The following is a 25,516-nucleotide window of genomic DNA, read 5'->3' as shown; positions in this document are numbered from 1 at the left end:
GCCGTCCACCTCGCGCACTCGATGCGCTCCGGGGCCAGTGTCGTCCCCTTTCGCACCATCCTGGGAAGGACAGGCCATGACTGATCAGCATCCGTCAACGCTGCCCGAGAACACTCCCGGCGCAGCCGAACAGACAGCAGCCGGAGAGACAGCAGCCGGAGAGACAGCAGCCGGGAACCACGACGTCGTCGAGGACGCCGCGATCGAGCGTGCCGGGATCCGGGACGCCGCCGACGCCGCCGACGGGTCGGACGCCGCGCAGGCGGACCAGCAGGACGCCGAGAGCACCGACGCGCAGGCGTCCGGTGTCGCGCACCCGTTCCAGGAGTTCTCCGCCGCCCCCGGCAAGCAGGGCCTCTACGACCCCGAGAACGAGAAGGACGCGTGCGGCCTGGCGGTCATCGCCACGCTGCGCCGCGAACCCGGCCACGACATCGTCGACGCCGCCCTGACCGCCCTGCGCAACCTCGAGCACCGTGGCGCCGTGGGCGCCGACGAGGGCACCGGCGACGGCGCCGGCCTGCTCACCCAGATCCCCGACGAGTTCCTGCGCGCCGTCGTCGACTTCGACCTGCCCGAGCGCAACCAGTACGTCGTCGGCACCGCGTTCCTGCCCGCGGAGGAGAAGGACCGGCAGACCGCCGTCGAGGGCCTCGAGGCCCTCGCCGAGGAGGAGCGGCTGACCATCCTCGGCTGGCGCGACGTGCCCGTCGTGGCCGACCTCGTCGGCTCGATGGCGCGGCAGACCATGCCGTTCTTCCGGCAGCTGTTCCTCACCACCGAGGAGTCCGCCGGGGACACCGCGGCCGTGGACCAGAACACCCTGGAGGCGCGGGCCTTCCGGCTGCGCAAGCGCGCGCAGAACAAGTTCGGGGTGTACTTCCCGTCCCTGTCCTCCCGCACGCTGGTCTACAAGGGGATGCTGACCACCGCGCAGCTGGAGCCCTTCTACCCGGACCTGTCCGACCCGCGGTTCACCACGCGGCTGGGCATCGTGCACTCCCGGTTCTCGACCAACACGTTCCCGTCCTGGCCGCTGGCCCAGCCGTTCCGCACCATCGCGCACAACGGTGAGATCAACACGGTCAAGGGCAACCGGAACTGGATGCGGGCCCGGCAGTCGCAGCTGAGCAACCCCCTGCTCGGCGACAGCCCGGAGCGGCTCTACCCGATCTGCACGCCCGGCGCCTCGGACTCGGCGTCGTTCGACGAGGTCGCCGAGCTGCTCATGCTCTCGGGCCGGCCGATCGAGCACGCGATCATGATGATGATCCCGGAGGCGTGGGAGAACCACACCACCATGGACCCGGACCGCCGGGCGTTCTACGAGTACCACTCGATGCTCATGGAGCCGTGGGACGGGCCCGCGGCCGTCTCCTTCACCGACGGCGTCAAGGTCGGCGCCACGCTGGACCGCAACGGGCTGCGCCCGGGCCGGTACTGGGTCACCGACGACGGGCTCGTCGTCTTCGCGTCCGAGGTGGGCGTGCTGAACATCGACCCGGCGAAGGTGGTCCGCAAGGGCCGCGTGGCCCCGGGCAAGATGTTCCTCGTCGACACCGAGACCGGCCGGATGATCGAGGACGAGGAGGTCAAGGCCTCCGTCGCCGCCTCGAACCCGTGGGCGGCCTGGGTCAAGGAGAACCTGCTCAGCCTCGAGGACCTGCCCGAGCGCGAGCACGTCACGCACACCCGGGCGTCCATCACCAAGCGGCAGCGCACCTTCGGGTACACCGAGGAGGAGCTGCGCATCCTGCTCGCCCCGATGGCGCGCACCGGCGCCGAGCCGATCGGAGCGATGGGCTCGGACACGCCCATCGCGGTGCTCTCGCAGCGCCCCCGGCTGCTCTTCGACTACTTCGTGCAGTCCTTCGCACAGGTGACCAACCCGCCGCTGGACGCCATCCGCGAGGAGCTCGTCACCTCCATGCGGTGCTCGCTCGGCCCCAACGGCAATCTGCTCAACACCGGTCAGGTCCGGGCCAAGCAGATCCGTCTGCCCTTCCCCGTGATGAGCAACGACCAGCTCGCCAAGATCTCCGCGCTGCGCGGCGACGACGACGAGGCGCTGAGCATGCGCGTGCGCGGCCTCTACCGGCCGGACGGCGACGGTGCGGCGTCCCTGCGGGCGCGGCTGACCGAGATCAACGAGAAGGTCTCCGGCGCCATCAACCGCGGCGTGCAGTACGTGATCCTCTCCGACCGCGACTCCAACGCGCAGTGGGCGCCCATCCCGTCCCTGCTGCTGCTCTCCTCCGTGCACCACCACCTGCTCCGCAGCGCCAACCGCACCCGGGTGTCGCTGATCGTCGAGACCGGTGACGTGCGCGAGGTCCACCACGTCGCCCTGCTGGTCGGCTACGGCGCCTCCGGCGTCAACCCGTACCTGGCGATGGAGAGCGCCGAGGAGCTGGTGCGCAACGGCACCATCGAGGGCATCACCCCCGAGCAGGCGGTGAGCAACCTGATCAAGGGCCTCGGCAAGGGCATGCTCAAGATCATGTCGAAGATGGGCATCTCGACGGTCGCCTCGTACTGCGGTGCGCAGACCTTCGAGGCGCTCGGCCTGTCGCAGGCGCTCGTGGACCAGTACTTCACCGGCACCACCACCCAGCTCGGCGGCGTCGGCCTCGAGGTGATCGCGGCGGAGACCACCGCCCGGCACCGCGGCGCCTACCCGCCGGACGGCGGCGACGAGGACCCGCACCGTGGCCTCGACATCGGCGGCGAGTACCAGTGGCGGCGCGAGGGACCGCCGCACCTGTTCAGTCCCGAGAACGTGTTCCGCCTCCAGCACGCCACCCGGTCCCGCCGGTACGACGTGTTCAAGGCGTACACCTCCAGCGTCGACGACCAGTCGAAGGCGCTGATGACCCTGCGCGGCCTGTTCGCGTTCAAGGACGGCCTCCGTGAGCCCATCCCGCTGGAGGAGGTCGAGCCCGTCTCGTCCATCGTCAAGCGGTTCTCCACCGGGGCGATGAGCTACGGCTCCATCTCCCAGGAGGCACACGAGACCCTCGCAATCGCCATGAACCGGCTGGGCGCGAAGTCCAACACCGGCGAGGGCGGCGAGGACGTCGAGCGGCTGCTCGACCCCGAGCGGCGCTCCGCGATCAAGCAGGTGGCCTCCGGGCGCTTCGGCGTCACGAGCCTGTACCTGACGAACGCGGACGACCTGCAGATCAAGATGGCGCAGGGCGCGAAGCCCGGCGAGGGCGGCCAGCTGATGGCCCGCAAGGTGTACCCGTGGGTGGCCAAGACCCGGCACTCGACCCCCGGCGTCTCCCTGATCTCCCCGCCGCCGCACCACGACATCTACTCGATCGAGGACCTCGCGCAGCTGATCTTCGACCTGAAGCGGTCCAACCCGGCCGCCCGGGTGCACGTCAAGCTGGTCTCCGAGGTCGGCATCGGCACGGTGGCGGCGGGCGTGACGAAGGCGAAGGCCGACGTCGTGCTCGTCTCCGGTCACGACGGCGGCACCGGCGCGTCCCCGCTGAACTCGCTCAAGCACGCCGGCGCCCCGTGGGAGCTCGGCCTGGCCGAGGCGCAGCAGACGCTGATCCTCAACGGGCTGCGCGACCGCGTCGTCGTGCAGGCGGACGGCCAGCTCAAGACGGGCCGCGACGTCGTCATCGCCGCGCTGCTCGGCGCGGAGGAGTTCGGCTTCGCGACCGCCCCGCTGGTGGTCTCGGGCTGCATCATGATGCGCGTCTGCCACCTGGACACCTGCCCGGTGGGTGTGGCCACCCAGAACCCCGAGCTGCGCTCCCGGTTCACCGGCAAGCCCGAGTTCGTCGTCAACTTCTTCGAGTTCATCGCCGAGGAGGTGCGGGAGATCCTCGCCTCGCTCGGCTTCCGGACCCTCGCCGAGGCCGTCGGACAGACCGACGCGCTGAACACCCAGCCGGCCATCGACCACTGGAAGGCCGACGGGCTGAACCTGGACCCGATCCTGCACGGGCCGCGGTTCGGGCCGGACGTGCCGCGACGGAACCGCGTGAGCCAGGACCACAGCCTGGACAAGCACTTCGACAACCACCTGATGGCGATGGGCGCCGAGGCGATCGAGCACGGCACGCCCGTGAAGATCTCTGCGGACATCGTCAACACCGACCGTTCCGTCGGCACCATGCTCGGCAACGCCGTGACCCGCCGGCACCAGGTGACCCCGCTGGCCGAGAACACCATCGACGTCACCCTGACCGGTCAGGCCGGGCAGTCCCTCGGTGCGTTCGTGCCGGCCGGGATCACCCTGCGTCTGTTCGGTGACGCCAACGACTACGTCGGCAAGGGCCTCTCCGGCGGCCGGATCATCGTCCGGCCGGACCGGGCCAGCTCCTTCGCCGCCGAGCACGAGGTGATCGCCGGCAACGTCATCGGGTACGGCGCCACCAGCGGGCAGCTGTTCCTGCGCGGCCTGGTGGGGGAGCGGTTCCTGGTGCGCAACTCCGGGGCCACCGCCGTCGTCGAGGGCATCGGCGACCACGGCTGCGAGTACATGACCGGCGGCATCGCCCTCGTCCTCGGCCCCACCGGACGCAACCTCGGTGCCGGCATGTCCGGCGGCACCGCCTACGTGCTGGATCTCGATCCGGCCGCGATGAACACCGACAGCATCGCGTCGGGCGAGCTGGAGCTGCTGCCCCTGGACGCCAACGACGTCGAGCTGGTCCGGTCCCTGATGATCACCCACCACGCCGAGACGGAGTCCGCGCTGGCCGAACGGCTGCTCGCGAACTTCGAGCAGACCGTCGGCCGGTTCACCAAGATCCTCCCGCGCGACTACTCCGCGGTCCTCGCGACCCGGAACCAGGCGGAGCAGGAGGGGCTGGACCCCGACGGCGACGAGGTGTGGACCCGCATCCTGGAGGCGACGACCCATGGCTGATCCCCGCGGATTCCTCAAGAACCGTGACCGCCAGACCCAGCCGCGGCGGCCCGTGCCCGTGCGCATCATGGACTTCAAGGAGGTCTACGAGCGGCAGGAGAAGGGCGTCCTGCAGGCGCAGGCCGGCCGCTGCATGGACTGCGGCGTGCCGTTCTGCCACCAGGGCTGCCCGCTCGGCAACCTCATCCCCGAGTGGAACGACCTGACCTGGCGGGACCGGCCGCGGGAGGCCATCGAGCGCCTCCACGCGACCAACAACTTCCCGGAGTTCACCGGGCGGCTCTGCCCGGCACCCTGCGAGGCGTCCTGCGTGCTCGGCATCAACCAGCCCGCCGTGACGATCAAGCAGATCGAGGTCTCGATCATCGACGAGGCGTTCGACAACGACTGGGTCGAGCCGGTGATCCCCACCCGCGTCACGCACCAGACGGTCGCCGTCGTCGGCTCCGGGCCCGCCGGCCTGGCCGCCGCCCAGCAGCTCACCCGCGCCGGGCACACCGTGGCCGTGTACGAGCGCGACGACGAGATCGGCGGGCTGCTGCGCTACGGCATCCCCGACTTCAAGATGGAGAAGATCCACCTGCAGCGCCGGATCGCGCAGATGGAGGCCGAGGGCACCCGGTTCCGGCCGGGCGTGACCATCGGCCAGGACATCTCCTTCGGGGCCCTGCGCCGCCGGTACGACGCCGTCGTGCTCGCCACCGGCGCCACCGTCCCGCGGGACCTGACCATCCCGGGCCGGGACCTCGACGGCGTGCACTTCGCCATGGACTACCTGGTGCCGCAGAACCGCGTGGTCGCCGGCCAGCGGGTGGACGAGACCATCGACGCCACGGGCAAGCACGTCGTCATCCTGGGCGGCGGCGACACCGGTGCGGACTGCATCGGCACCGCCCACCGGCAGAAGGCCGCCTCCGTGACCACCCTGGCGATCGGCAAGCGGCCCGCGGAGGAGCGCGCCGAGCACCAGCCGTGGCCCATGTTCCCGACCCTGTTCGAGGTCGCCTCGGCGCACGAGGAGGGCGGGGAGCGCAGCTACCTCGCCTCGACCGTCGAGTTCGTCGGCGACGACGAGGGCCGGGTGCGGGCGCTGCGCGTGGCCGAGACGGAGTTCCGGGACGGCCGGCGCGTGCCGAAGCCCGGCACCGAGCGGGAGATCCCGGCGGACCTCGTGCTGCTCGCCCTGGGCTTCACCGGCCCGGAGACCGAGACGCTGACCGCCCAGCTGGAGACCGCCCTGGACGACCGGAACGCCATCGCCCGCGACGGCTACTACATGACCAACGTCGACGGCGTGTTCGCCGCCGGGGACGCCGGCCGCGGCCAGTCCCTGATCGTCTGGGCCATCGCGGAGGGCCGCGCGTGCGCGGCCGCCGTGGACACCTACCTGCGGGGCAGCACCCGGCTGCCCGCCCCGGTGGCGCCGTCGGACCGTCCGATCGACCTGCTGCCGTTCTGACCCAGGGCATCCCCCGTTCACCGGGAGTTCGTCCGACACCACCGGGGATCCGGCGCCACCGGCGCCAGGATCACCGGGCCCCTCACTAGGCTGGAGACATGAGAAGAGCAAAGATCGTCGCCACATTCGGGCCCGCGCTGGAGGACTATGCGCAGGCGAAGGCGGCCCTGGAAGCGGGCATGAACGTCGCCCGCCTGAACATGAGCCACGGTGACCACGCCGTGCACGCGAGCAACTACGAGAACATCCGGCGTGCCGCCGAGGAGCTCGGCACCCCGGTCGGCATCCTCGCCGACCTGCAGGGCCCGAAGATCCGGCTCGGCCGCTTCGAGGGCGGCCCGTACCAGCTGGCGGTGGGGGACACCTTCACCATCACCACCGAGGACATCGTCGGCACCAAGGACATCTGCTCGACGACGTTCAAGGGCCTGCCGCAGGACGTGCGCACGGGTGACAGCCTGCTGATCGACGACGGCAAGGTCGCCCTGCAGGCCACGTCCGTGTCCGCCACCGAGGTGCAGACCGTCGTCGTCGTGCCCGGGGCCGTGTCCAACAACAAGGGCATCAACCTGCCCGGCGTCGCCGTCAACGTCCCCGCGCTGAGCGAGAAGGACGAGGACGACCTGCGCTGGGCCATCCGCCAGGGCGTCGACATCATCGCCCTGTCCTTCGTGCGCAATGCCGAGGACGTCCGCCGCGTGCACGAGATCATGGACGAGGAGGGCCGGCGCGCCCCGGTCGTCGCCAAGATCGAGAAGCCGCAGGCCGTCGAGAATCTGCACGCCATCGTCGACGCGTTCGACGCCATCATGGTCGCCCGTGGTGACCTCGGCGTCGAGCTGCCCCTCGAGGAGGTGCCGCTCGTCCAGAAGAAGGCCGTCGAGCTGGCCCGCCGCTGGGCGAAGCCGGTGATCGTGGCCACCCAGGTGCTCGAGTCGATGATCGACAACCCGCGCCCGACCCGCGCCGAGGCCTCCGACTGCGCGAACGCCGTCCTCGACGGCGCGGACGCGGTCATGCTCTCGGGTGAGACCAGCGTCGGCAAGTACCCGATCGAGACGATCCGCACCATGGCGCGGATCATCGAGACCACCGAGCAGGGCGGCCTGGACCGCGTCCCGCCGCTGGGCACCAAGCCCAAGACCCGGGGTGGCGCCATCACCCGCGCCGCCGTGGAGATCGGCGACATGCTCGACGCGAAGTACCTGTGCACATTCACCCAGTCGGGCGACTCCGCCCGCCGGCTGTCCCGGCTGCGGCCGAGCAAGCTGGTGTTCGCGTTCACCCCGATCGAGCACGTGCGCAACCAGCTCTGCCTGGCCTGGGGCCTGCAGCCGGTCTACTCCAAGACCGTCGAGCACACCGACCAGATGACCGAGTTCGTGGACACGTTCCTGCAGGAGAACCGGCTGGTCGACATCGACGACCTCGTCGTCATCGCGGCCGGTTCCCCTCCCGGACAGGTCGGCACGACCAACTCGCTGAAGGTCCACAAGGTCGGCGACCGCGGCGACTCCGGCACGGTGCTCGAGGGCAGCGCGCGGAAGAAGGAGCCGGTGGGTCCCTGGCCCACGACCTCCGACGCCGGTGACGGTCAGCACGGCTGATCCCGCTCGAGCCCGACCCGGACTCGCGCGAGTCCGGGTCGGGCTCGTTTTAGCCGGACCGGCTGCGGACACACGAAGGGCCGCCTCCCTGACGGGGGCGGCCCTTCGGCGTCGGTGCGGTGATCCTGGGGGGGTGTCAGGCCATCTGGCTGATGATGGTCTCGGCGACCTGGCGCATGCTCAGCCGGCGGTCCATCGAGGTCTTCTGGATCCAGCGGAACGACTCCGGCTCCGTCAGCCCCATCTTCGTCATCAGCAGGCTCTTCGCGCGCTCCACCAGCTTGCGGGTGGCGAACTGCTCCTGCAGGTCCGCGACCTCGGACTCCAGCGTCGTGATCTCCTCGTGCCGCGAGAACGCGATCTCGATCGCGGGGATCAGGTCCGCCGGGGTGAACGGCTTGACCACGTACGCCATGGCGCCGGCGCTGCGGGCCCGCTCGACGAGTTCCTTCTGGCTGAACGCGGTCAGCAGCACGACGGGCGCGATGCGATCGGCGACGATCTGCTCGGCGGCGGTGATGCCGTCCATGACGGGCATCTTCACGTCCATCAGCACGAGGTCCGGGTTCAGCTCCCTGGCCAGGTCCACGGCCTTCTGCCCGTTGTCCGCCTCGCCCACGACGTCGTAGCCCTCGCCGCGCAGGATCTCGATGATGTCCAACCGGATCAGGGTCTCGTCCTCGGCCACCAGAACCCGCCGTGCGGGATGGACGGCGCCCGTGTCGTGCTGGGCGGTCGCGGTGGTCGCCGACGGCGACGGGTTCGGTTCAGACACTTCGGTAGCTCCTCGCTGCATGAGCACGCTGGTCGGGCTGACGGGGTGCGCCGCTCCAGCCTATCGGCAGGTAGAGTGGATTCCCGCACGGGCCGGGCCGTCGGCTCGGCGGTATGCCCGAATGGCGGAATTGGCAGACGCGCCGCACTCAAAATGCGGTACCGAGAGGTGTGGGGGTTCGAGCCCCCCTTCGGGCACCGTTCTCTCTTCTTCTTCTCGTGTCAGCGACCCTTGTCCTCGGTGCGTTCTCTTTCGTCGGCTCCGGCCGTCACGGTACCGGGCACGGGGACTGGATCTCTCGTCGCTCGCAGAGCTCGCTCCGGTCGACACGTCCCCTTTCGCCCGGCACCGCGCCGGCCTCGTGCGTGGTTGCGCTAGGTCGGGCTTCGGCCGGTGCGGTCTGCTCTGGTCCGGTCGGCACATACTTGCGCCAGCCCGGGTTCGTGGCTATCGGGGTCCCGCCGACCTCGTGCTCCAGGCCAGGAGGTCCTCGACCGGCCAGGTGGTCACGATGCGCTCCGCTGGGACGCCCAGGCGTTCAGCCCGTTCGGCGCCGTACTGGAGGAAGTCCAGCTGGCCGGGGGCGTGGGCGTCCGTGTCGATGCTGAACCGGCAGCCGGCCTCCAGGGCGAGGCCGATGAGGTCGTCCGGGGGATCCACGCGCTCGGGCCGGGAGTTGATCTCGACGGCGACGTCGTGCTCGGCGCACGCCGCGAAGACCGCCTCCGCGTCGAACTCCGACGGCGGCCGGGTGCCGCGCCCGCCCGTCACCAGCCGCCCCGTGCAGTGGCCGAGGACGTTGATGTGGGGGTCCGCGATCGCGGTGAGCATCCGCCGGGTCATGGTCCGCCGGTCCGAGCGCAGCTTCGAGTGGACGCTCGCCACCACGACGTCGAGCCGGCCCAGGACGTCCGGCGTCTGGTCGAGGGAGCCGTCCTCGAGGATGTCGACCTCGATGCCGGTGAGGACACGGACGGACGAGCCGGCGGCGTTGATGCCCGCGACGATGTCCAGCTCCTGTTCCAGCCGCTCGGTGCTCAGACCGTTGGCGATGGTGAGGCTGGGGGAGTGATCCGTCAGGGCCAGGTACTCGCGGCCGAGCAGCGCCGCAGCCGCGACCATCTCCTCGATCGGGGAGCCACCGTCGGAGAACTCGCTGTGACTGTGCAGGTCGCCGCGCAGCTTCGCCCGCAGCGTCTCGCCACCCTCGGCCAGGGGCTGGGCGCCCCGCTCACGCGCAGCCGCCAGGTACTCGGGCACGTCACCGGCGAGGGCCTGGGAGATCACCTCGCCCGTGCGACCACCGATGCCCTTGGTCCGGGCCAGCCGGCCATCGGCGTTCCGGGCGCGCAGCTCGTCCGGATCGAGGCCGCGGATGGTGTCCGCGGCCTTGCGGAAGGCCTTGACCTTGAACGTCGGGGCGAGCTCGCGCTCGAGCCAGAACGCGATCTCCGACAGGGCGTCGACGGGATCCATGGGTCCATCCTGCCTCGTCCGCACCGCCCGCGCCGAGCCGCCTCGTCGCACCTGCTACGGTGGCTGTCGGCCGCGATCGCTGCCGTCTGCCGTTCACGCGGCCCCGTCCCGCCGTTGACCCGGCGCCCGTTCCGTATCCCGCACCCGCGCAGAGGGGAATCACCGTGGACCTCACCGTCGTCGTGGTCCTCGTCATTGTGATGGCGTTGTTCTTCGACTTCACCAACGGCTTCCATGACACGGCCAACGCGATGGCCACGCCCATCGCCACCGGCGCCATCACCCCCCGCGTGGCCGTGGCCACCGCCGCCGTGCTCAACCTGGTCGGGGCGTTCCTGTCGACCGAGGTGGCGAAGACCGTCTCCGGCGGCATCCTGCGGGAGGGCGACGGCGGCGCGGCCGTGCATCCCGAACTGATCTTCGCGGGCCTGCTCGGCGCCATCGTGTGGAACATGCTGACGTGGCTGCTCGGTCTGCCGTCCAGCTCCTCCCACGCCCTCTTCGGCGGCCTGATCGGTGCCGCGATCGTGGGCAGTGGGATGGGGGCCGTGAACTTCCCGGTCGTCGTGTCCAAGGTGATCCTCCCGGCGCTGCTCGCCCCGGCCGTCGCAGGCCTCTCCGCCTTCCTGTGCACCCGGCTCGCCTACGCCCTGACCCGCCGGTACGACGCCGAGTCGGGCGAGAAACTGACGCAGCGACGTCGCGGCTTCAAGTACGGGCAGATCTTCTCCTCGTCCCTCGTCGCCCTCTCCCACGGCACCAACGACGCGCAGAAGACGATGGGCGTCATCACGCTCGTGCTCATCGCGGCCGGCCTGCAACCGCGCGGCACCGGGCCGGAGTCCTGGGTGATCACGGCGTGCGCCCTGGCGATCGCGCTCGGCACCTACGCCGGCGGCTGGCGGATCATCCGCACCCTCGGCGCTGGCCTGACCGAGGTCAAACCCGCGCAGGGCTTCAGCGCGGAGACCAGCACCGCGGCCGCGATCCTCGCCTCCTCGCACCTGGGCTTCGCCCTCTCGACGACCCAGGTCGCGTCCGGCTCGGTGATCGGCTCCGGCCTGGGCCGCCGTGGCGCGGGGGTCCGGTGGGGCACCGCCGGACGGATCCTCGTCGGCTGGGTGCTGACCCTGCCCGCGGCCGGCATCGTCGGCGCGATCGCCGCGTGGGGAGCCGGGCTGGGCACCGTCGGCCTCGTCGTCGTCACCGTCCTCGCCGTCGGCCTCATCATCGTCATGTTCGTCCGCGCCAACCAGCAGCGGATCAGCCACGACAACGCCCTCGAGGTCCATGCCGCGGGCACCGCCGTGGACATCCCGTCCAAGAGCCGCCGGCGAGAACTGGCGCGCGCGGCCCGTGAGCGGCGCGGATGATCAACTGGGCCGCCTTCGCCATCGTCACCGTCGCCACCCTGGTCGCGGCGCTGACCGTCGTCTTCCTGTTCTCCCTCGGCGTGCGCCTCGGCGCCATCGCCAACGACCGCGTCGGCGGTCAGGCGCAGACCCTCACGTGGGCATCGCGCCTGTGCTTCGTCGGCTGCGGCGCCGCCGTCCTCTACGGCGTCTACTTGATCATCCCGGCGTTCCACTGACGGCCCGCCCCTCGGCGCAGCCGAGGGAGTCGGGGGACGGTCCGGCGACGTCCGGGCTTGCGGTCGACGGCGAGCGGCGTGGTCGTCCCGCGCGTCAGCCCCGGCGGATGAGGTTGGTGATCCGGGCGGTGGAGAGCCGCCGTCCCGCCTCGTCGGTCATCACGACCTCGTACGTTGCCAGGGTCCGCCCGCGGTGCAGAGGAGTGGCGGTACCGGTCACGACGCCGTCCCGCACGCCGCGGTGGTGCGTGGCGTTGACGTCCGTGCCGACGACGGTCGCGCCCGGTCCCGCCCACAGCGACGCGGCCGTCGAACCGAGCGTCTCCGCGAGCACGACGTGCGCACCCCCGTGCAGCAGGCCCGCCGGTTGCGTGTTCCCCTCGACGGGCATGGTCGCCACGCACCGGTCGGCGGAGAGCTCGGTGAAGACGATGCCCATCCGGTCCGCCAGGCCGCTGCCCGGGAACGGGAAACGCTCGTGCAGCTCGTCGGGGATGCCGCGGGCACGCAGGCGGGCCCGGGTCGTCTCGGTCAGGGGCGGGGCGGCGGGACGCCCATCCGTGTCGGTCACGGCGCTCATTCTCGCAGCCCGGCCCGGGGAGGGTGCACCGGGGAGTGATGCCGGCGCGACGTCCCGGCGCCCTCCGGTGTCGGAGGCAGCAACTAGGGTGGACGGGTGAGTGAGACGACGACCCCGGACAAGCCCATCCTGCTGCTCATCGACGGCCACTCGATGGCGTTCCGGGCGTTCTTCGCGCTCCCGGTCGAGAAGTTCAGCACCACCACCGGCCAGCACACGAACGCCGTCTACGGGTTCACCTCGATGCTGATCAACCTGCTCAAGCAGGAGCGGCCCACCCACATCGCCGTCGCGTTCGACCTGTCGACCCCGACGTTCCGCGACGAGCAGTACGACGCCTACAAGGCCGGCCGCAGCGCCACCCCGAACGAGTTCAAGGGGCAGATCGACCTGATCGGGCGGGTGCTGACGGCGATGAACATCCGCACCGTCACGGCCGAGGGGTTCGAGGCGGACGACGTCATCGCCACCCTCGCGACCCAGGGGGAGGACGCCGACTTCGACGTCCTGGTCGTCACCGGCGACCGCGACGCCTTCCAGCTGGTCGACGACGCCGTGACCGTGCTCTACCCGCGCAAGGGCGTCACCGACCTGCCGCGGATGGACGCCGCCGCCGTCGAGGAGAAGTACTTCGTCCCGCCGAACCGGTACCCGGACCTCGCCGCGCTGGTCGGGGAGACCGCGGACAACCTGCCGGGCGTGCCCGGCGTCGGCCCCAAGACGGCCGCCAAGTGGATCACCCAGTACGACGGGCTGGAGGGTGTCCTCGCCCACGCGGACGAGATCAAGGGCAAGGCCGGCGAGTCCCTGCGGGAGCGCCTGGACGACGTGCGCCGCAACCGCCGGCTCAACCGGCTGATCACCGACGTCGATCTGCCGGTCGGCCTCGACCACCTCGGCATGAGTGCCCCGGACCGGGAGGCCATCGACGAGCTGTTCGACGCCCTCGAGATCCGCACGCTGCAGCCGCGCCTGTTCGAGCTGTTCGGCGAGCAGGAGGCACCGCCCGCGGCCGACGACGTCGTCGGGCCCGAGCTGGTGACGCCGGCCACCGCCGCCGAGCTGACCGCGTGGTTCGCCGCGGCGCCGGGCCCGGTCGCGCTGGTCCCGCTCGTCGAGGCCGGGGACTGCACGAGCCTGGTCCTCGTCGCCGAACCCGCTCCGCAGGACGGGCAGGATGGGGTGACCGGGCCTGCCGTCGGCGCACGGCTCGACCTGACCGCGCTGGACGCCGAGACCGAGGCGGCCCTGGCCACGTGGCTCGGGAACCGGGACGCGGGCAAGGTCGTGCACGACCTGAAGACCGTCTACAAGCTGCTCCGCGGCGGCCGCGGGCTCGTGCTCGACGGCGTCGTCGACGACCCCTCGCTCTCCGGCTACCTGCTGCAGCCGGACCGCCGCAGCTACGAACTGGCCGACCTGGCCCAGCACCACCTGCGGATCAGCATCGCCGCCGGCGAGGCCGCCGGTTCCCAGACCGAGCTGGACCTGACCGGTGACGAGGAGCAGACCCGGCTCGCCACGGCCGCGCGCAACGGCGTCGTCCTGCTGCGGCTCAGCCGCTACCTCACCGACGAGCTGGCCGCCCGCAGTTCCGCGGAGCTGATGACCCGGCTCGAACTGCCGCTCGCCAAGGTGCTCGGCGACATGGAGCTCGCCGGCATCGCCGCCGACTCGGCCCACCTCGCCGCGCTCACGGACGACTTCAGCACGTCGATCGACGCCGCGCAGAAGGAGGCGTTCGCCGTCATCGGCAAGGAGATCAACCTCGGCTCGCCCAAGCAGCTGCAGGCCGTCCTCTTCGACGACCTCGGCCTGCCCAAGACCAAGAAGATCAAGACCGGCTACACCACGGACGCGGACGCGATCACGGACCTGATCGCCCGCACCGACGGCCACCCGTTCCTCGTCGCGCTGCTCGCCTACCGGGACGCCAGCAAGCTGCGCCAGACCGTCGAGGGCCTGGTGAAGTCGGTGGCCGACGACGGGCGGATCCACACCACGTACGTGCAGAACATCGCCGCCACCGGTCGGCTGTCCTCGATGAACCCGAACCTGCAGAACATCCCGATCCGCACCGACGAGGGCCGCCGGATTCGCGAGGTGTTCGTCGTCGGCGGCGGGTACCGCACCCTGCTGACCGCCGACTACTCGCAGATCGAGATGCGGATCATGGCGCACCTCTCCGGCGACGAGGCGCTGATCCAGGCGTTCCGCGACGGGGAGGACCTGCACCGCTTCGTCGGCTCGCACGTGTTCGACGTGGCGCCCGAGGACGTCAGCCCGGCCATGCGGTCCAAGGTCAAGGCGATGTCCTACGGTCTGGCCTACGGGCTGAGCTCCTTCGGCCTGTCCAAGCAGCTGGCCATCGGCGTCGACGAGGCGCGCAACCTGATGGGCGACTACTTCTCCCGCTTCGGCGCCGTCCGGGACTACCTGCGCGGCATCGTGGAGACCGCCCGCAAGGACGGCTACACCTCGACCATCGAGGGCCGCCGCCGCTACCTGCCGGACCTGTCCAGCGACAACCGGCAGCTGCGCGAGATGGCGGAACGGGCCGCGCTGAACGCCCCGATCCAGGGCTCGGCCGCGGACATCATCAAGAAGGCGATGCTCGGGGTGGACCGGGCGATCGAGGCCGGGGGCCTCTCCTCCCGGATGCTGCTGCAGGTGCACGACGAACTCGTGCTCGAGGTGGCCGACGGCGAGGAGGAGCAGCTGACCGCGCTGGTGCGCGAGCAGATGGCGGGGGCCGCGGACCTGGCCGTCCCGCTGGACGTCTCCGTGGGCCTGGGCCGCAGCTGGCACGAGGCCGCCCACTGAGACGGTGACCTAGGCTGGTCGGGTGACCAGCAGCGACGAGTACGAGATCCGCCGGTTCCGGGCCGGACTGAACGACGACGGCACGGTGACCGCCGAGACGGAGGCCTGGCTGCAGGCCGTGAACCGTGGCTTCCACGAGCAGGCGTTCACTCCGAAGACCCTGCGCCGGGAGGCCGAGTTCATCGCCGCGGACGACCGGCTGATGACCGGCGTCTACGTGGACCGGAAGCTGCCGCACTCCGTCGGCGCCGAGGTCCCCGTCGCCACCTTCACCACGTACATGAGCACGCTGAGCACGGGGGAGACCCTGCTGCCCGCCCACCTCATCTCGGACGTCACCGTCCGGCCGACCCACCGGCGCCGCGGGCTGCTGCGCCGGATGATGACGGAGAGCCTCACGGCCGCGCGGGACGCGAGCCTGCCGATCGCCGCCCTCACCGCGTCGGAGGCCACGATCTACGGCCGGTTCGGCTTCGGGGTGGCGACCCAGACCAGCACCATCGAGCTGGACACGACGTCCCGCTTCGCGCTGCCGTCGCTGGATCGCGGCGCCGTCGGCACGGTCGAGCTGGCCCGCCGGGAGGCCATCGCCGAGGTCGCCGACGACATCGTCGCCCGCTTCCACACCGCCACCCGCGGCTCGGTGGGCCGGCAGGCCTCCTACCCGGCGCGGATCGACGGCACCATCAACGGCCACGCCGACGAGCCGGACCTGACCGTCCGCGCCGCCCTGCACTACGACGTCGACGGCGTCCCGGACGGCTACGTCACCTACCAGCACGTCGAGTCGCGCGACGCCGTGGCCGAGGTCAAGGTCATCGACCTCGTGGCGACCGGCCCGGACTCGTACCTCGGCCTGTGGAACTTCGTCGGCAACCTCGACCTCATCCAGCGGGTGCGCTTCAGCCGGGCCCGGATCGACGACCCGCTGCCGTGGGCCATGGCCGACACCCGCGGCTACCGCGTCACCGGGCGGGACGACCTGCTGTGGCTGCGCATCCTCGACCCGATCGCGTGCCTCCAGTCCCGCCGGTACTCCGGCGACGGCGAACTGGGCCTCGCGGTCGAGGACGCCCTCGGGTTCGCCGCGGGCACCTTCGATCTCGGCGTCAGCGGCGGCATCCCCTCCGTCCAGCAGACCGCCACGACGGCCCGCCCGGACGCGGACGTGACCCTCGACGTCGCCTCCCTCAGCTCGGCGTTCCTCGGCGGGGCCACCATCGGCGCCCTCGCCGACGCCGGCCGCGTGCGCGGGGACGACGACGCCGTCCGGCAGCTCGGCCGGATGTTCGCCGTCGACCGCGCTCCGTACTGCATCACCTACTTCTGAGTCCACCGTCCCGTTCGCTCCCACCCGGAGGTCCCGCGTGCCGCACACCGACTACGAGATCCGCCGATTCCGCGCCGCCCTGGACGGCACCGGCGCCGACGCCCGCGCCGACGCGACCACGCTCGCCTGGATCGAGGCCGTCGACCGCGGCTTCCACCAGAAGCCACCGGTTCCCGGGCAGGCGGAGCGGATGGTCCGCTTCTACCTCGAGGACGACCGGGAGCTGACCGGCGCCTACGCGAGCGGTACCCCCGACGGCGCCGTCGACACCGCGTCGCCGGTGGCCACCTTCGCCACGATGCGGCACACCCTCAACACCGGGGCGTCGCTGCTGCCCACGCACCAGATCACCGCCGTCACGGTGCGGGCCACCCACCGGCGCCGCGGACTGCTACGGGCGATGATGACCGAGGACCTGCGCCGCGCCGCCGCCGACGGGCTCGCGATGGCGGCGCTGACCGCGTCCGAGGCCACCATCTACGGCCGGTTCGGTTTCGGGGTCGCCGTGGAACGGGAATCCCTGCGCATCGACACCCGCCGCGGACTGGCCCTGCTTCCGCACGCGACCGCAGCCTCCGAGCACGCCGGCACCACCGAGTTCGTCGACCGCGAGGCGATCGCCGACCTCGCCCGTCGGGTGTTCGCGCGCTGGCACGCCGCGACGCCGGGATCGTTGGACCGGCAGGCGTCCTATCCCGGCAACATCGACGGCACCCTGCGGGACGCGGACCTGGAGCCCGACACCGCCGTCCGCGGGGCGGCGCACTGGGGGGCCGACGGCGAGCCGGACGGGTACGTCACCTGGTCCTTCGCCGGCTGGGACGCCGACCCGACGACCGTGCGCGTGCGCGACCTCGTGGCCGTGACCGACGAGGCCTACCGGGCGCTGTGGGACCTGATCGGCTCGCTCGACCTCGTCGACGTCGTCACCTGGGACCGGGCCAGCGTGGACGAGCCGCTGCGCTGGGCCGTCGCCGACACCCGCACCTGCGCCGTGACCGAACGCGAGGACAGCCTGTGGCTGCGCATCCTCGACCCGGTCGCCGCGCTGCAGGCGCGGCCCGGCGGGGCTCCCGGCGCCGTCCGGATCGCCGTCACCGACGACCTCGGCATCGCCGCCGGCACCTTCGACCTCGTCTCCGAGGACGGCCGGCTGACCGCGCGGCGCACGGCGGACGGCGCGGAGCCGGACGCGGAGGTGACGCTCTCGGTCGCGGCGCTCGGATCGGCGTACCTCGGCGGGATCAGTGTCACCACCCTCGCCCGGGCGGGCGCCGTGGCGGGGGACGACGCCGCGGTGCAGCGGCTCGCCGGCATGCTGGCGACCGGCCGCGTGCCCCAGTGCCTCACCGGCTTCTGAGCCGACCGCTCCGCGAGATCCATCACCGCCGGAGGGACCCGGAGGCCGTCTTTGCGCGGGTTGCCACCAGCAACTAGACTGAGATGGCGCATTTCTGCGTGCGCGAGGGACCGGTGGGAAACCCAGCCGTTCCTCGACGCACCTGGTTCGGCGTTCGATGCTGAACCCAGTACAGCATCGCGACCGGCTCCGGCCGGCCGCACCGACAATCCACCACAAATCGGAGTCCCTCCTACATGACCATCACCGCCACCGACAAGACCGCTGCCCCCCAGGTTGCGGTCAACGACATCGGCACCGCCGAGGACTTCCTCGCCGCGATCGATGCAACCATCAAGTACTTCAACGACGGCGACCTCGTTGAAGGCACCGTGGTCAAGGTCGACCGCGACGAAGTGCTCCTCGACATCGGCTACAAGACCGAGGGCGTCATCCCGTCGCGCGAGCTGTCCATCAAGCACGATGTCGACCCCGGTGAGGTGGTCTCCGTCGGTGATGAGGTGGAAGCCCTCGTCCTGACCAAGGAGGACAAGGAAGGCCGCCTGATCCTCTCCAAGAAGCGGGCTCAGTACGAGCGCGCGTGGGGCGACATCGAGAAGATCAAGGACGAGGACGGCGTCGTCACCGGTACGGTCATCGAGGTCGTCAAGGGTGGCCTCATCCTCGACATCGGGCTCCGTGGCTTCCTCCCCGCCTCGCTGGTGGAGATGCGCCGCGTCCGCGACCTGGCCCCGTACATCGGTCAGGAGCTCGAGGCGAAGATCATCGAGCTGGACAAGAACCGCAACAACGTGGTCCTGTCCCGCCGTGCGTGGCTCGAGCAGACCCAGTCCGAGGTCCGCTCCGACTTCCTCAACAAGCTGCAGAAGGGCCAGGTCCGCCCGGGTACGGTCTCCTCGATCGTCAACTTCGGTGCGTTCGTGGACCTCGGTGGCGTCGACGGCCTGGTGCACGTCTCCGAGCTGTCCTGGAAGCACATCGATCACCCGTCCGAGGTCGTCGAGGTCGGTCAGCCGGTCACCGTCGAGGTGCTCGACGTCGACCTGGACCGCGAGCGTGTCTCCCTGTCGCTGAAGGCGACCCAGGAGGATCCGTGGCAGACCTTCGCCCGGACCCACGCCCTGGGCCAGATCGTCCCCGGCAAGGTCACCAAGCTGGTGCCGTTCGGTGCGTTCGTCCGCGTGGAGGACGGCATCGAGGGTCTGGTGCACATCTCCGAGCTGGCGACCCGCCACGTGGACCTGGCCGAGCAGGTCGTGTCCGTGGGCGAGGAGCTGTTCGTCAAGGTCATCGACATCGACCTGGACCGCCGCCGGATCTCCCTGTCGCTCAAGCAGGCCAACGAGGGCGTCGACGCGGACTCCACCGAGTTCGACCCGGCGCTGTACGGCATGGCGGCCGAGTACGACGACGAGGGCAACTACAAGTACCCGGAGGGCTTCGACCCGGAGTCCAACGAGTGGCTCGAGGGCTACGACGCCCAGCGCGCCACCTGGGAGGCGCAGTACGCGCTGGCCCAGGAGCGCTGGGAGGCGCACAAGCGCCAGGTCGCCTCGCAGGCCGAGGCCGAGGCCGAGAACACCGGCGGCGGCAGCTTCGAGTCGGGCTCGACCAGCTACTCCTCCGACGAGGCGCCGCGTGACTCCGGCACCCTCGCCTCGGACGAGGCCCTGGCCGCGCTGCGCGAGAAGCTCACCGGCAACTGACACCCGCGCGGCCGTCCGCGGCCCGCGACGTCCGAACGAACGCCCCCGCCTTCCGGCGGGGGCGTTCGTCGTATCCCGGGACCTGTCCGGTGCCCTGCCAGTCCGGTGCCCCGCCTGTCCGGCACCCGGCCTGTCCGGCGCCCGGCCGCTTCCGCCTAGGGTGGGCACATGCTGAGGATCGGACTGACCGGGGGGATCGCGGCGGGCAAGTCGCTGGTGGCGGCGCGGCTGCAGGAGCGGGGGGCGGTGCTGATCGACGCCGACCGGCTCGCGCGGGAGGTGGTGGCCCCCGGCACGGACGGGCTCGCGGCGGTGGTCGACGCCTTCGGCTCGGGCGTCCTCGCCGGCGACGGCAGCCTGGACCGGCCGGCGCTCGGCGCCGTCGTGTTCGGTGACGACGGGGCCCGGGCGACCCTGAACGGCATCATCCACCCGCGGGTGCGTGCCGAGGCCGCCCGCCGGATCGCGGCCGCTCCGCACGACGCCGTCGTCGTCCAGGACATCCCGCTGCTGGTCGAGACGGGCCAGGCCGAGGCGTTCATGCTCGTGATCGTCGTCCAGGCGCCCGCGGAGGCCCGGGTGCGGCGGATGATCGAGCAGCGGGGGATGAGCGCCGAGGACGCCCGTGCCCGGATGGCCGCACAGGCGAGCGACGCGGAGCGCGCGGCGGTGGCCGACGTCCTGCTGACCAACGACGGGAGCGTCGACGCGTTGACCGACGCCGTGGACCGGTTCTGGGACGAGCGAATCGGCCCGTTCGAGGCCGCGCTGCTCGCCGGCCGGCCCGGTGAGCGCGGCAACGCGAGGGCGAGGGGCGCCGATGCCGGGTGGTCGCCGGACGACGGGGTCCTCGCGCGGGCGGCCGCGCGGATCCGGCGTTCCGGCGGCGACGCAGTGGGCGCCGTGGAGGTGACCGCGGGAGACGGTGTCCCCGACCTGGTGGTCTCACCCGGATCCACGGCCGGAGGCGCCGCCGGAAACGACGACGACGCCCTGACCGCCGAGGCCTCGACCGGTGACGCTCTCGCCGGCGCCGTGACGGCGGCCGGCTATCCGCCGGTGCCCGGCAGCGACGGCCTGCACGCGGCGGCGGACCCGGCACAGCCCGTCGTCGTGCGGATCCGCCGCGGGGACCGTACGCCGTGACGCACGCCGGAACGCGCGGAACCCTGGGCGACGGGTCGCCCAGGGTTCCGTGCTGACGGTGCCGGCGTTCCCCCGGAACGGCCCGGCGGGTCGGCTCAGGAGCAGGTGTAGGTGATGCCGTCCTTGACGTGCGAGCCCGGCCCGAGCTGCTGGCAGGTCTCGGCGACCTGGCTCGCCGCGATCGCGCCGATGATCACCAGGCCGATGACGGCCAGGAGCACCAGGGCGCTGATGATGATGCCGGCGATGGCGAAGCCGTTCGAGCGGCCGGCGCGGCGCGACTGGACGAGCCCGACGATCGAGAGGATCAGGCCGATCAGGGCCGCCGGACCGAAGAACGCCAGGACGAAGCCGGCGATCCCGAGCCCCCGGCCGGGTGTCGATCCGGTGGCCGGAGCCGGCTGGTTCCCGCCGGCGTACGGGGTGGTGGAGTACTGCGAATCGGGTGCGGACATGAATCCCCCTCATTTCCGTGATGTGCGGTGACGAACACCGCGTTGACAAGGCGAATCACATCACGGAACCGCGCCGGCGGGGAAGGGACGCGCCCGGGTGCTCCTGCCCTGGGCGAACCCCGGGCGGTTCTGTCGGTGCGGTGATCTAGCCTTGAACCATGAGTCTGGCGCAGGACATCAAGCGGGTGGTGGCCCCCTTCGAGGTGGTCAGCGAGTACCAGCCGGCGGGCGATCAGCCCCAGGCCATCAAGGAGCTCGCGGAGCGGGTCAACGGAGGAGAGCAGGACGTCGTCCTGCTCGGCGCCACCGGTACCGGCAAGAGCGCCACCACCGCGTGGCTGGTGGAGCAGGTCCAGCGGCCCACCCTCGTGCTGGTGCAGAACAAGACGCTCGCCGCGCAGCTGGCCAACGAGTTCCGCGAGCTGCTGCCCAACAACGCCGTCGAGTACTTCGTCTCGTACTACGACTACTACCAGCCCGAGGCGTACGTCCCGCAGACGGACACCTTCATCGAGAAGGACTCCTCGATCAACGAGGAGGTCGAGCGGCTGCGCCACTCGGCCACCAACGCGCTGCTGACCCGGCGCGACGTCATCGTGGTCGCCACCGTGTCCTGCATCTACGGTCTGGGCACCCCGGAGGAGTACGTCGCCGGCATGGTCACCCTGAAGGTGGGGGACCGGATGGACCGGGACGACCTGCTGCGCAAGTTCGTGTCGATGCAGTACGCCCGCAACGACGTCGACTTCCACCGGGGCACGTTCCGGGTCCGCGGCGACACCGTGGAGATCATCCCGATGTACGAGGAGCTCGCCGTCCGGATCGAGTTCTTCGGCGACGAGGTCGAGTCGATCCACACCCTCCACCCGCTGACGGGCGAGATCGTCCGCGAGGAGGAGGAGATGTACGTCTTCCCCGCGAGCCACTACGTGGCCGGTGAGGAACGGATGGCGCGGGCGATCCGCACGATCGAGGACGAGCTGCGGGAGCGGCTGGCAGAGCTGGAGTCGCAGAACAAGCTGGTCGAGGCGCAGCGGCTGCGGATGCGCACCACCTACGACCTCGAGATGATGCAGCAGATGGGCTTCTGCAACGGCATCGAGAACTACTCGCGGCACATCGACGGACGCGTGTCCGGTACCGCCCCGCACTGCCTGCTGGACTACTTCCCGGACGACTTCCTGCTGGTCATCGACGAGTCGCACGTGACCGTGCCGCAGATCGGCGCCATGTACGAGGGCGACATGTCCCGCAAGCGCACGCTCGTCGACTTCGGCTTCCGGCTGCCCTCCGCGATGGACAACCGGCCGCTGAAGTGGGACGAGTTCCTCGAGCGGATCGGGCAGACCGTCTACCTCTCGGCCACGCCGGGGCAGTACGAGCTGGGCAAGAGCGACGGGGTGGTCCAGCAGATCATCCGGCCGACCGGCCTGGTGGACCCGGAGATCGTGGTCAAGCCGACCAAGGGGCAGATCGACGACCTGCTCGCCGAGATCCGCACCCGGACCGAGAAGGACGAGCGGGTCCTGGTGACCACGCTGACGAAGCGGATGGCCGAGGACCTCACCGAGTACCTCACCGAGCACGGCGTCAAGGTCCAGTACCTGCACTCGGACGTGGACACGCTGCGCCGCGTCGAGCTGCTGCGCGAACTGCGGCTGGGCACCTTTGACGTCCTCGTCGGCATCAACCTGCTCCGTGAGGGCCTCGACCTGCCCGAGGTGTCCCTGGTCAGCATCCTGGACGCGGACAAGGAGGGCTTCCTCCGGTCGACGACGTCGCTGATCCAGACCATCGGCCGCGCCGCCCGCAACGTCTCCGGTCAGGTGCACATGTACGCGGACCGGATCACCGACTCCATGGCGAACGCGATCGACGAGACCAACCGGCGCCGGCAGATCCAGGAGCGGTACAACGCCGAACGCGGCGTGGACCCGCAGCCGCTGCGCAAGCGCATCGCTGACATCACCGACACCCTGGCTCGCGAGGATGCGGACACGCAGAACCTGCTCAAGCAGTTCGACTACGGCAAGGGCAAGCGCGGGTACTCGGCGGCGAAGGCCGCGGGGCTCGGGCAGGAGACGATCCGCAAGGACGGGCTGGCCGCCGCACCGGCGGAGGATCTGACCGAGCTGATCGCCCAGATGACCGAGCAGATGCATGCCGCCGCCGCCGACCTGCAGTTCGAGCTCGCCGCGCGGCTGCGCGACGAGGTCGGGGACCTGAAGAAGGAGCTGCGCCAGATGCGCGCCGCGGGTCACGCCTGACGTGACCGCCGCTGTGCCGCCCGGCGGACCCCCGACCGCGTCCGAGGACGGTCCGCTCGTCGAGATCCGGGTCCAGGGCATCGGTGCGCTGCCGTGGACGGACGCTCTCGGCCGGCCCCGCAACCGGGTGCTGCAGCGCCGCGTCCGGATCGTCGATCCGCCCCGGCTGCCGCGGCACCGGGTGCGCATCGTCAACTGGGTGCGTGGCACGCGCCGCGCCCAGCGGGCCGGCTGGTACCTGGCGTTCCCGTTCACCCTGGTCAACGTCACCGCGTTCCTCCATCCGGCCGGTCGACGGTCGCGGTGGCTCGCCGCGGCCACCGCGACCATCTCCGCGGTCCTGACCCTGGCCACGCTGCTGTGGGGTGTCGCCATGGTCGAGACCGTCCTGGCCCGCCTGCCGGTGACCGTGGACCCCGCCGTCGCGGCGTGGTGGGCGAGTCTGCCGGTCGCCGTGCTGATCGCCGCGGTGATCGTCGTCCGGCACGTGCGTGCGGCGCGCTCGGACGCCCGGACCGACGTACCGAGTCCGCCGGAGCCGGGGTCGCAGCCGGAGCCGGGGTCGCAGCAGCAGGATTCCTGGGAGGACCCGGGACCGCAGGCGGCCGGACGCACGGTGACCGTGGTGCACGCCGGGCTCGCCCTGGCCGGTGGCGTCCTCCTCGCGGTCACCCGTCCCGCCCGGTGGCCGGTCTCCGGGCCCTGGCCGTCCATCCCGACCCGGCTGCCCGAAGGCACCGGCACAGGCGCAGGCATAGGCACCGTGGTCACCCGGCTCCTCGACCCGCTCCCGACGGTCGCCGCCCTGTCGGTCATCCTCGCCGCCCTCGTCGGCGTCGGGCTGGTGGCTCGGGCAGCGGCGCGCCAGGGCGCCGGGGAGCCCGACGACGACCCGGCGACGGACTCCGGCGCGGTACCCCGATCGGCGCTCCGGCCGTCCGGGCCGGCCGGCCTCAACTTCTCCGGGGCGGCTCTGCTGCTGACCACCGCCGTCGTCGTCCTGCACGCCGTGTTCGCCCTGCTGCGGATGGTGGTCGACAGTGCCGCGAGCCTGGTCGCCCAGGCCTTCGCGCCGGGCAGCCGGGCCACCGGCACCTGGGTCGGCGTCGTGCTCTCCGCGGACGATCCGACCACCTACCAGGACAACCGGGTGGACTTCCTCCCGGCACACGCCCTCCTGCTGCTCCTCGTCCTGGTCGCCTCCGCGCTGGCCGTCGCCGCCTGGCGCAGCCGTCGTCTCGCGGTGCCGGTGGGCAGCCCGTACCGGTGGCGGGAACTGGCGCGGCGGGCCGTGCTCGACGCCGGGGCCGTCGTGTGGCGCAGTCTGGCGGTGGCCGGCATCGTCGGCACCGCGGTGAGCTGGGCCGGAGTCGCGTTCCTCGAGTCGCGGCGCGCCCAACCGGTGTTCCCCGTCCCCTACCTGCTCATCTCCGTGCTGGCCACCCTCGTGGCCGTCGCGGTGCTGCTCGCGCAGTTCAGCGGGGTCCGGGAGCTCGTCAACCGGGTCGGGGACGTCAGCGGCTTCTGGCCGGTGCGGGCCCACCCGCTGGCCGGCAGCTCGTACCGGGCGGAGGTGATGGCGGCGCTGCGGACCGAGCTGGCGACGCACCGCGGCCGTCCCGTCGTGCTCGTCGGTCACAGCCAGGGCAGCCTGCTCTGCCTCTGGCTGCTCGCCACCACCCCACCGGACCCGCCCGGTGCGCAGGACGGGGACGGGGACGCGGTGCCGCGCCGGCCCGGTCTCGTCACGACCGGCAGCCCGGTGCACAGTGTCTTCCGCGGCCTGTTCCCCGCCCACGTGGACGGCCGGCTGACCAGCGTGGCCGCGACCCGCACCGCCGGCTGGGTGAACGGCTTCCGGACCACCGATCCCGTGTCCGGCCCGATCCCCGGCGCCGAGAACGTCCAGCTCACCGATCCGACCCCGCCGGACCCGGTGAGGGGCCACGGTGGCTACTGGGACGATCCGGTGCTGGCGGCGCGGATCGCCCGTTTCCCGCAGGGCTGGTCCGGCGGACTAGACTGATCCGCAGCGTAGGGGAGTATCCCG

At 71.5% G+C, this 25,516-nt stretch carries 16 protein-coding genes and 1 tRNA gene; 13 read left to right on the top strand and 4 right to left on the bottom strand.

Going from position 1 to position 25,516, the window contains the following annotated elements; genetic code table 11:
• Positions 1-76: 76 nt before the first annotated feature.
• The 3 genes from gltB (at position 77) to pyk (ending at position 7,957) form a co-directional block, all read left to right on the top strand.
• Positions 77-4,891: a glutamate synthase large subunit gene (gene gltB / locus BGP79_RS09980; protein ID WP_233121365.1), complete on the top strand. Its 4,815-nt coding sequence runs from the start codon at positions 77-79 to the stop codon at positions 4,889-4,891.
• Positions 4,884-6,350: a glutamate synthase subunit beta gene (locus BGP79_RS09975; protein ID WP_076695065.1), complete on the top strand. Its 1,467-nt coding sequence runs from the start codon at positions 4,884-4,886 to the stop codon at positions 6,348-6,350. The genes gltB and BGP79_RS09975 overlap by 8 nt, the downstream gene beginning before the upstream one ends.
• A 98-nt stretch (positions 6,351-6,448) precedes the next feature.
• Complete coding sequence (gene pyk / locus BGP79_RS09970) at positions 6,449-7,957, top strand: pyruvate kinase (RefSeq protein ID WP_076695063.1); 1,509 nt, start codon at positions 6,449-6,451, stop codon at positions 7,955-7,957.
• 136 nt (positions 7,958-8,093) lie between these two features.
• On the opposite strand, the gene BGP79_RS09965 is transcribed toward pyk, so the two are convergent.
• Positions 8,094-8,753, bottom strand: coding sequence for a response regulator (locus BGP79_RS09965; RefSeq protein WP_083701777.1), 660 nt, complete (start codon positions 8,751-8,753; stop codon positions 8,094-8,096).
• Between the two features lie 94 nt (positions 8,754-8,847).
• Here BGP79_RS09965 and BGP79_RS09960 point away from each other — a divergent pair.
• Positions 8,848-8,929 (top strand) — tRNA-Leu (locus BGP79_RS09960).
• Between the two features lie 250 nt (positions 8,930-9,179).
• Here BGP79_RS09960 and BGP79_RS09955 read toward each other — a convergent pair.
• Positions 9,180-10,208 carry a PHP domain-containing protein gene (locus BGP79_RS09955; protein ID WP_076695061.1) on the bottom strand — a complete coding sequence of 343 codons (1,029 nt, stop codon included), beginning with the start codon at positions 10,206-10,208 and terminating at the stop codon, positions 9,180-9,182.
• Positions 10,209-10,372: 164 nt separating this feature from the next.
• Here BGP79_RS09955 and BGP79_RS09950 point away from each other — a divergent pair, with 164 nt between their 5' ends.
• Positions 10,373-11,581: an inorganic phosphate transporter gene (locus BGP79_RS09950; protein ID WP_076695059.1), complete on the top strand. Its 1,209-nt coding sequence runs from the start codon at positions 10,373-10,375 to the stop codon at positions 11,579-11,581.
• Positions 11,578-11,799, top strand: a complete 222-nt coding sequence (locus tag BGP79_RS09945) for a hypothetical protein (RefSeq protein WP_076695057.1) — start codon at positions 11,578-11,580, stop codon at positions 11,797-11,799. Before BGP79_RS09950 ends, BGP79_RS09945 begins: the two co-directional genes overlap by 4 nt.
• 94 nt (positions 11,800-11,893) lie before the next feature.
• Here the strand turns inward: BGP79_RS09945 and BGP79_RS09940 are convergent, their stop codons facing one another.
• Entirely contained in the window at positions 11,894-12,379 is a 486-nt protein-coding gene (locus tag BGP79_RS09940) for a hotdog fold thioesterase (protein WP_083701776.1), read from the bottom strand.
• A gap of 96 nt (positions 12,380-12,475) precedes the next feature.
• Between BGP79_RS09940 and polA the strand changes: the two genes are divergently transcribed.
• The 5 genes from polA to coaE all read left to right on the top strand — a co-directional run bounded on the left by polA (position 12,476) and on the right by coaE (position 20,744).
• The gene (gene polA / locus BGP79_RS09935; RefSeq protein ID WP_076695055.1) at positions 12,476-15,202 is read left to right on the top strand and encodes a DNA polymerase I; all 2,727 of its coding nucleotides are present in this window, start codon (positions 12,476-12,478) and stop codon (positions 15,200-15,202) included.
• Positions 15,203-15,224: 22 nt separating this feature from the next.
• Positions 15,225-16,532: a GNAT family N-acetyltransferase gene (locus BGP79_RS09930; protein WP_076695053.1), complete on the top strand. Its 1,308-nt coding sequence runs from the start codon at positions 15,225-15,227 to the stop codon at positions 16,530-16,532.
• A gap of 37 nt (positions 16,533-16,569) precedes the next feature.
• On the top strand, positions 16,570-17,892 hold the full coding sequence (locus BGP79_RS09925; protein WP_076695052.1) for a GNAT family N-acetyltransferase: 1,323 nt from the start codon (positions 16,570-16,572) through the stop codon (positions 17,890-17,892).
• Between the two features lie 236 nt (positions 17,893-18,128).
• A complete protein-coding gene (rpsA, locus tag BGP79_RS09920) occupies positions 18,129-19,598 on the top strand; it encodes a 30S ribosomal protein S1 (RefSeq protein ID WP_076695050.1) in 1,470 nt (489 codons plus the stop codon).
• Between the two features lie 168 nt (positions 19,599-19,766).
• Positions 19,767-20,744 (top strand): dephospho-CoA kinase, encoded by a 978-nt coding sequence (coaE, locus tag BGP79_RS09915; RefSeq protein WP_076695048.1) that lies wholly within the window; start codon positions 19,767-19,769, stop codon positions 20,742-20,744.
• Positions 20,745-20,839: 95 nt separating this feature from the next.
• Here coaE and BGP79_RS09910 read toward each other — a convergent pair whose 3' ends face one another.
• Positions 20,840-21,199, bottom strand: a complete 360-nt coding sequence (locus BGP79_RS09910; RefSeq protein ID WP_076695046.1) for a hypothetical protein — start codon at positions 21,197-21,199, stop codon at positions 20,840-20,842.
• A 158-nt stretch (positions 21,200-21,357) separates the two neighbouring features.
• On the opposite strand from BGP79_RS09910, the gene uvrB reads away from it, so the two are divergent.
• Positions 21,358-23,466, top strand: a complete 2,109-nt coding sequence (gene uvrB, locus BGP79_RS09905) for an excinuclease ABC subunit UvrB (RefSeq protein ID WP_076695044.1) — start codon at positions 21,358-21,360, stop codon at positions 23,464-23,466.
• A 1-nt stretch (position 23,467) separates the two neighbouring features.
• Positions 23,468-25,492, top strand: a complete 2,025-nt coding sequence (locus BGP79_RS09900) for a hypothetical protein (protein ID WP_076695043.1) — start codon at positions 23,468-23,470, stop codon at positions 25,490-25,492.
• Positions 25,493-25,516 lie beyond the last annotated feature (24 nt).

Source organism: Tersicoccus sp. Bi-70, from assembly GCF_001968825.1.
GTDB lineage: Bacteria > Actinomycetota > Actinomycetes > Actinomycetales > Micrococcaceae > Tersicoccus.
Note: the sequence above shows the minus strand (reverse complement) of the source record. Positions and strands in the feature narration are given on the sequence as shown.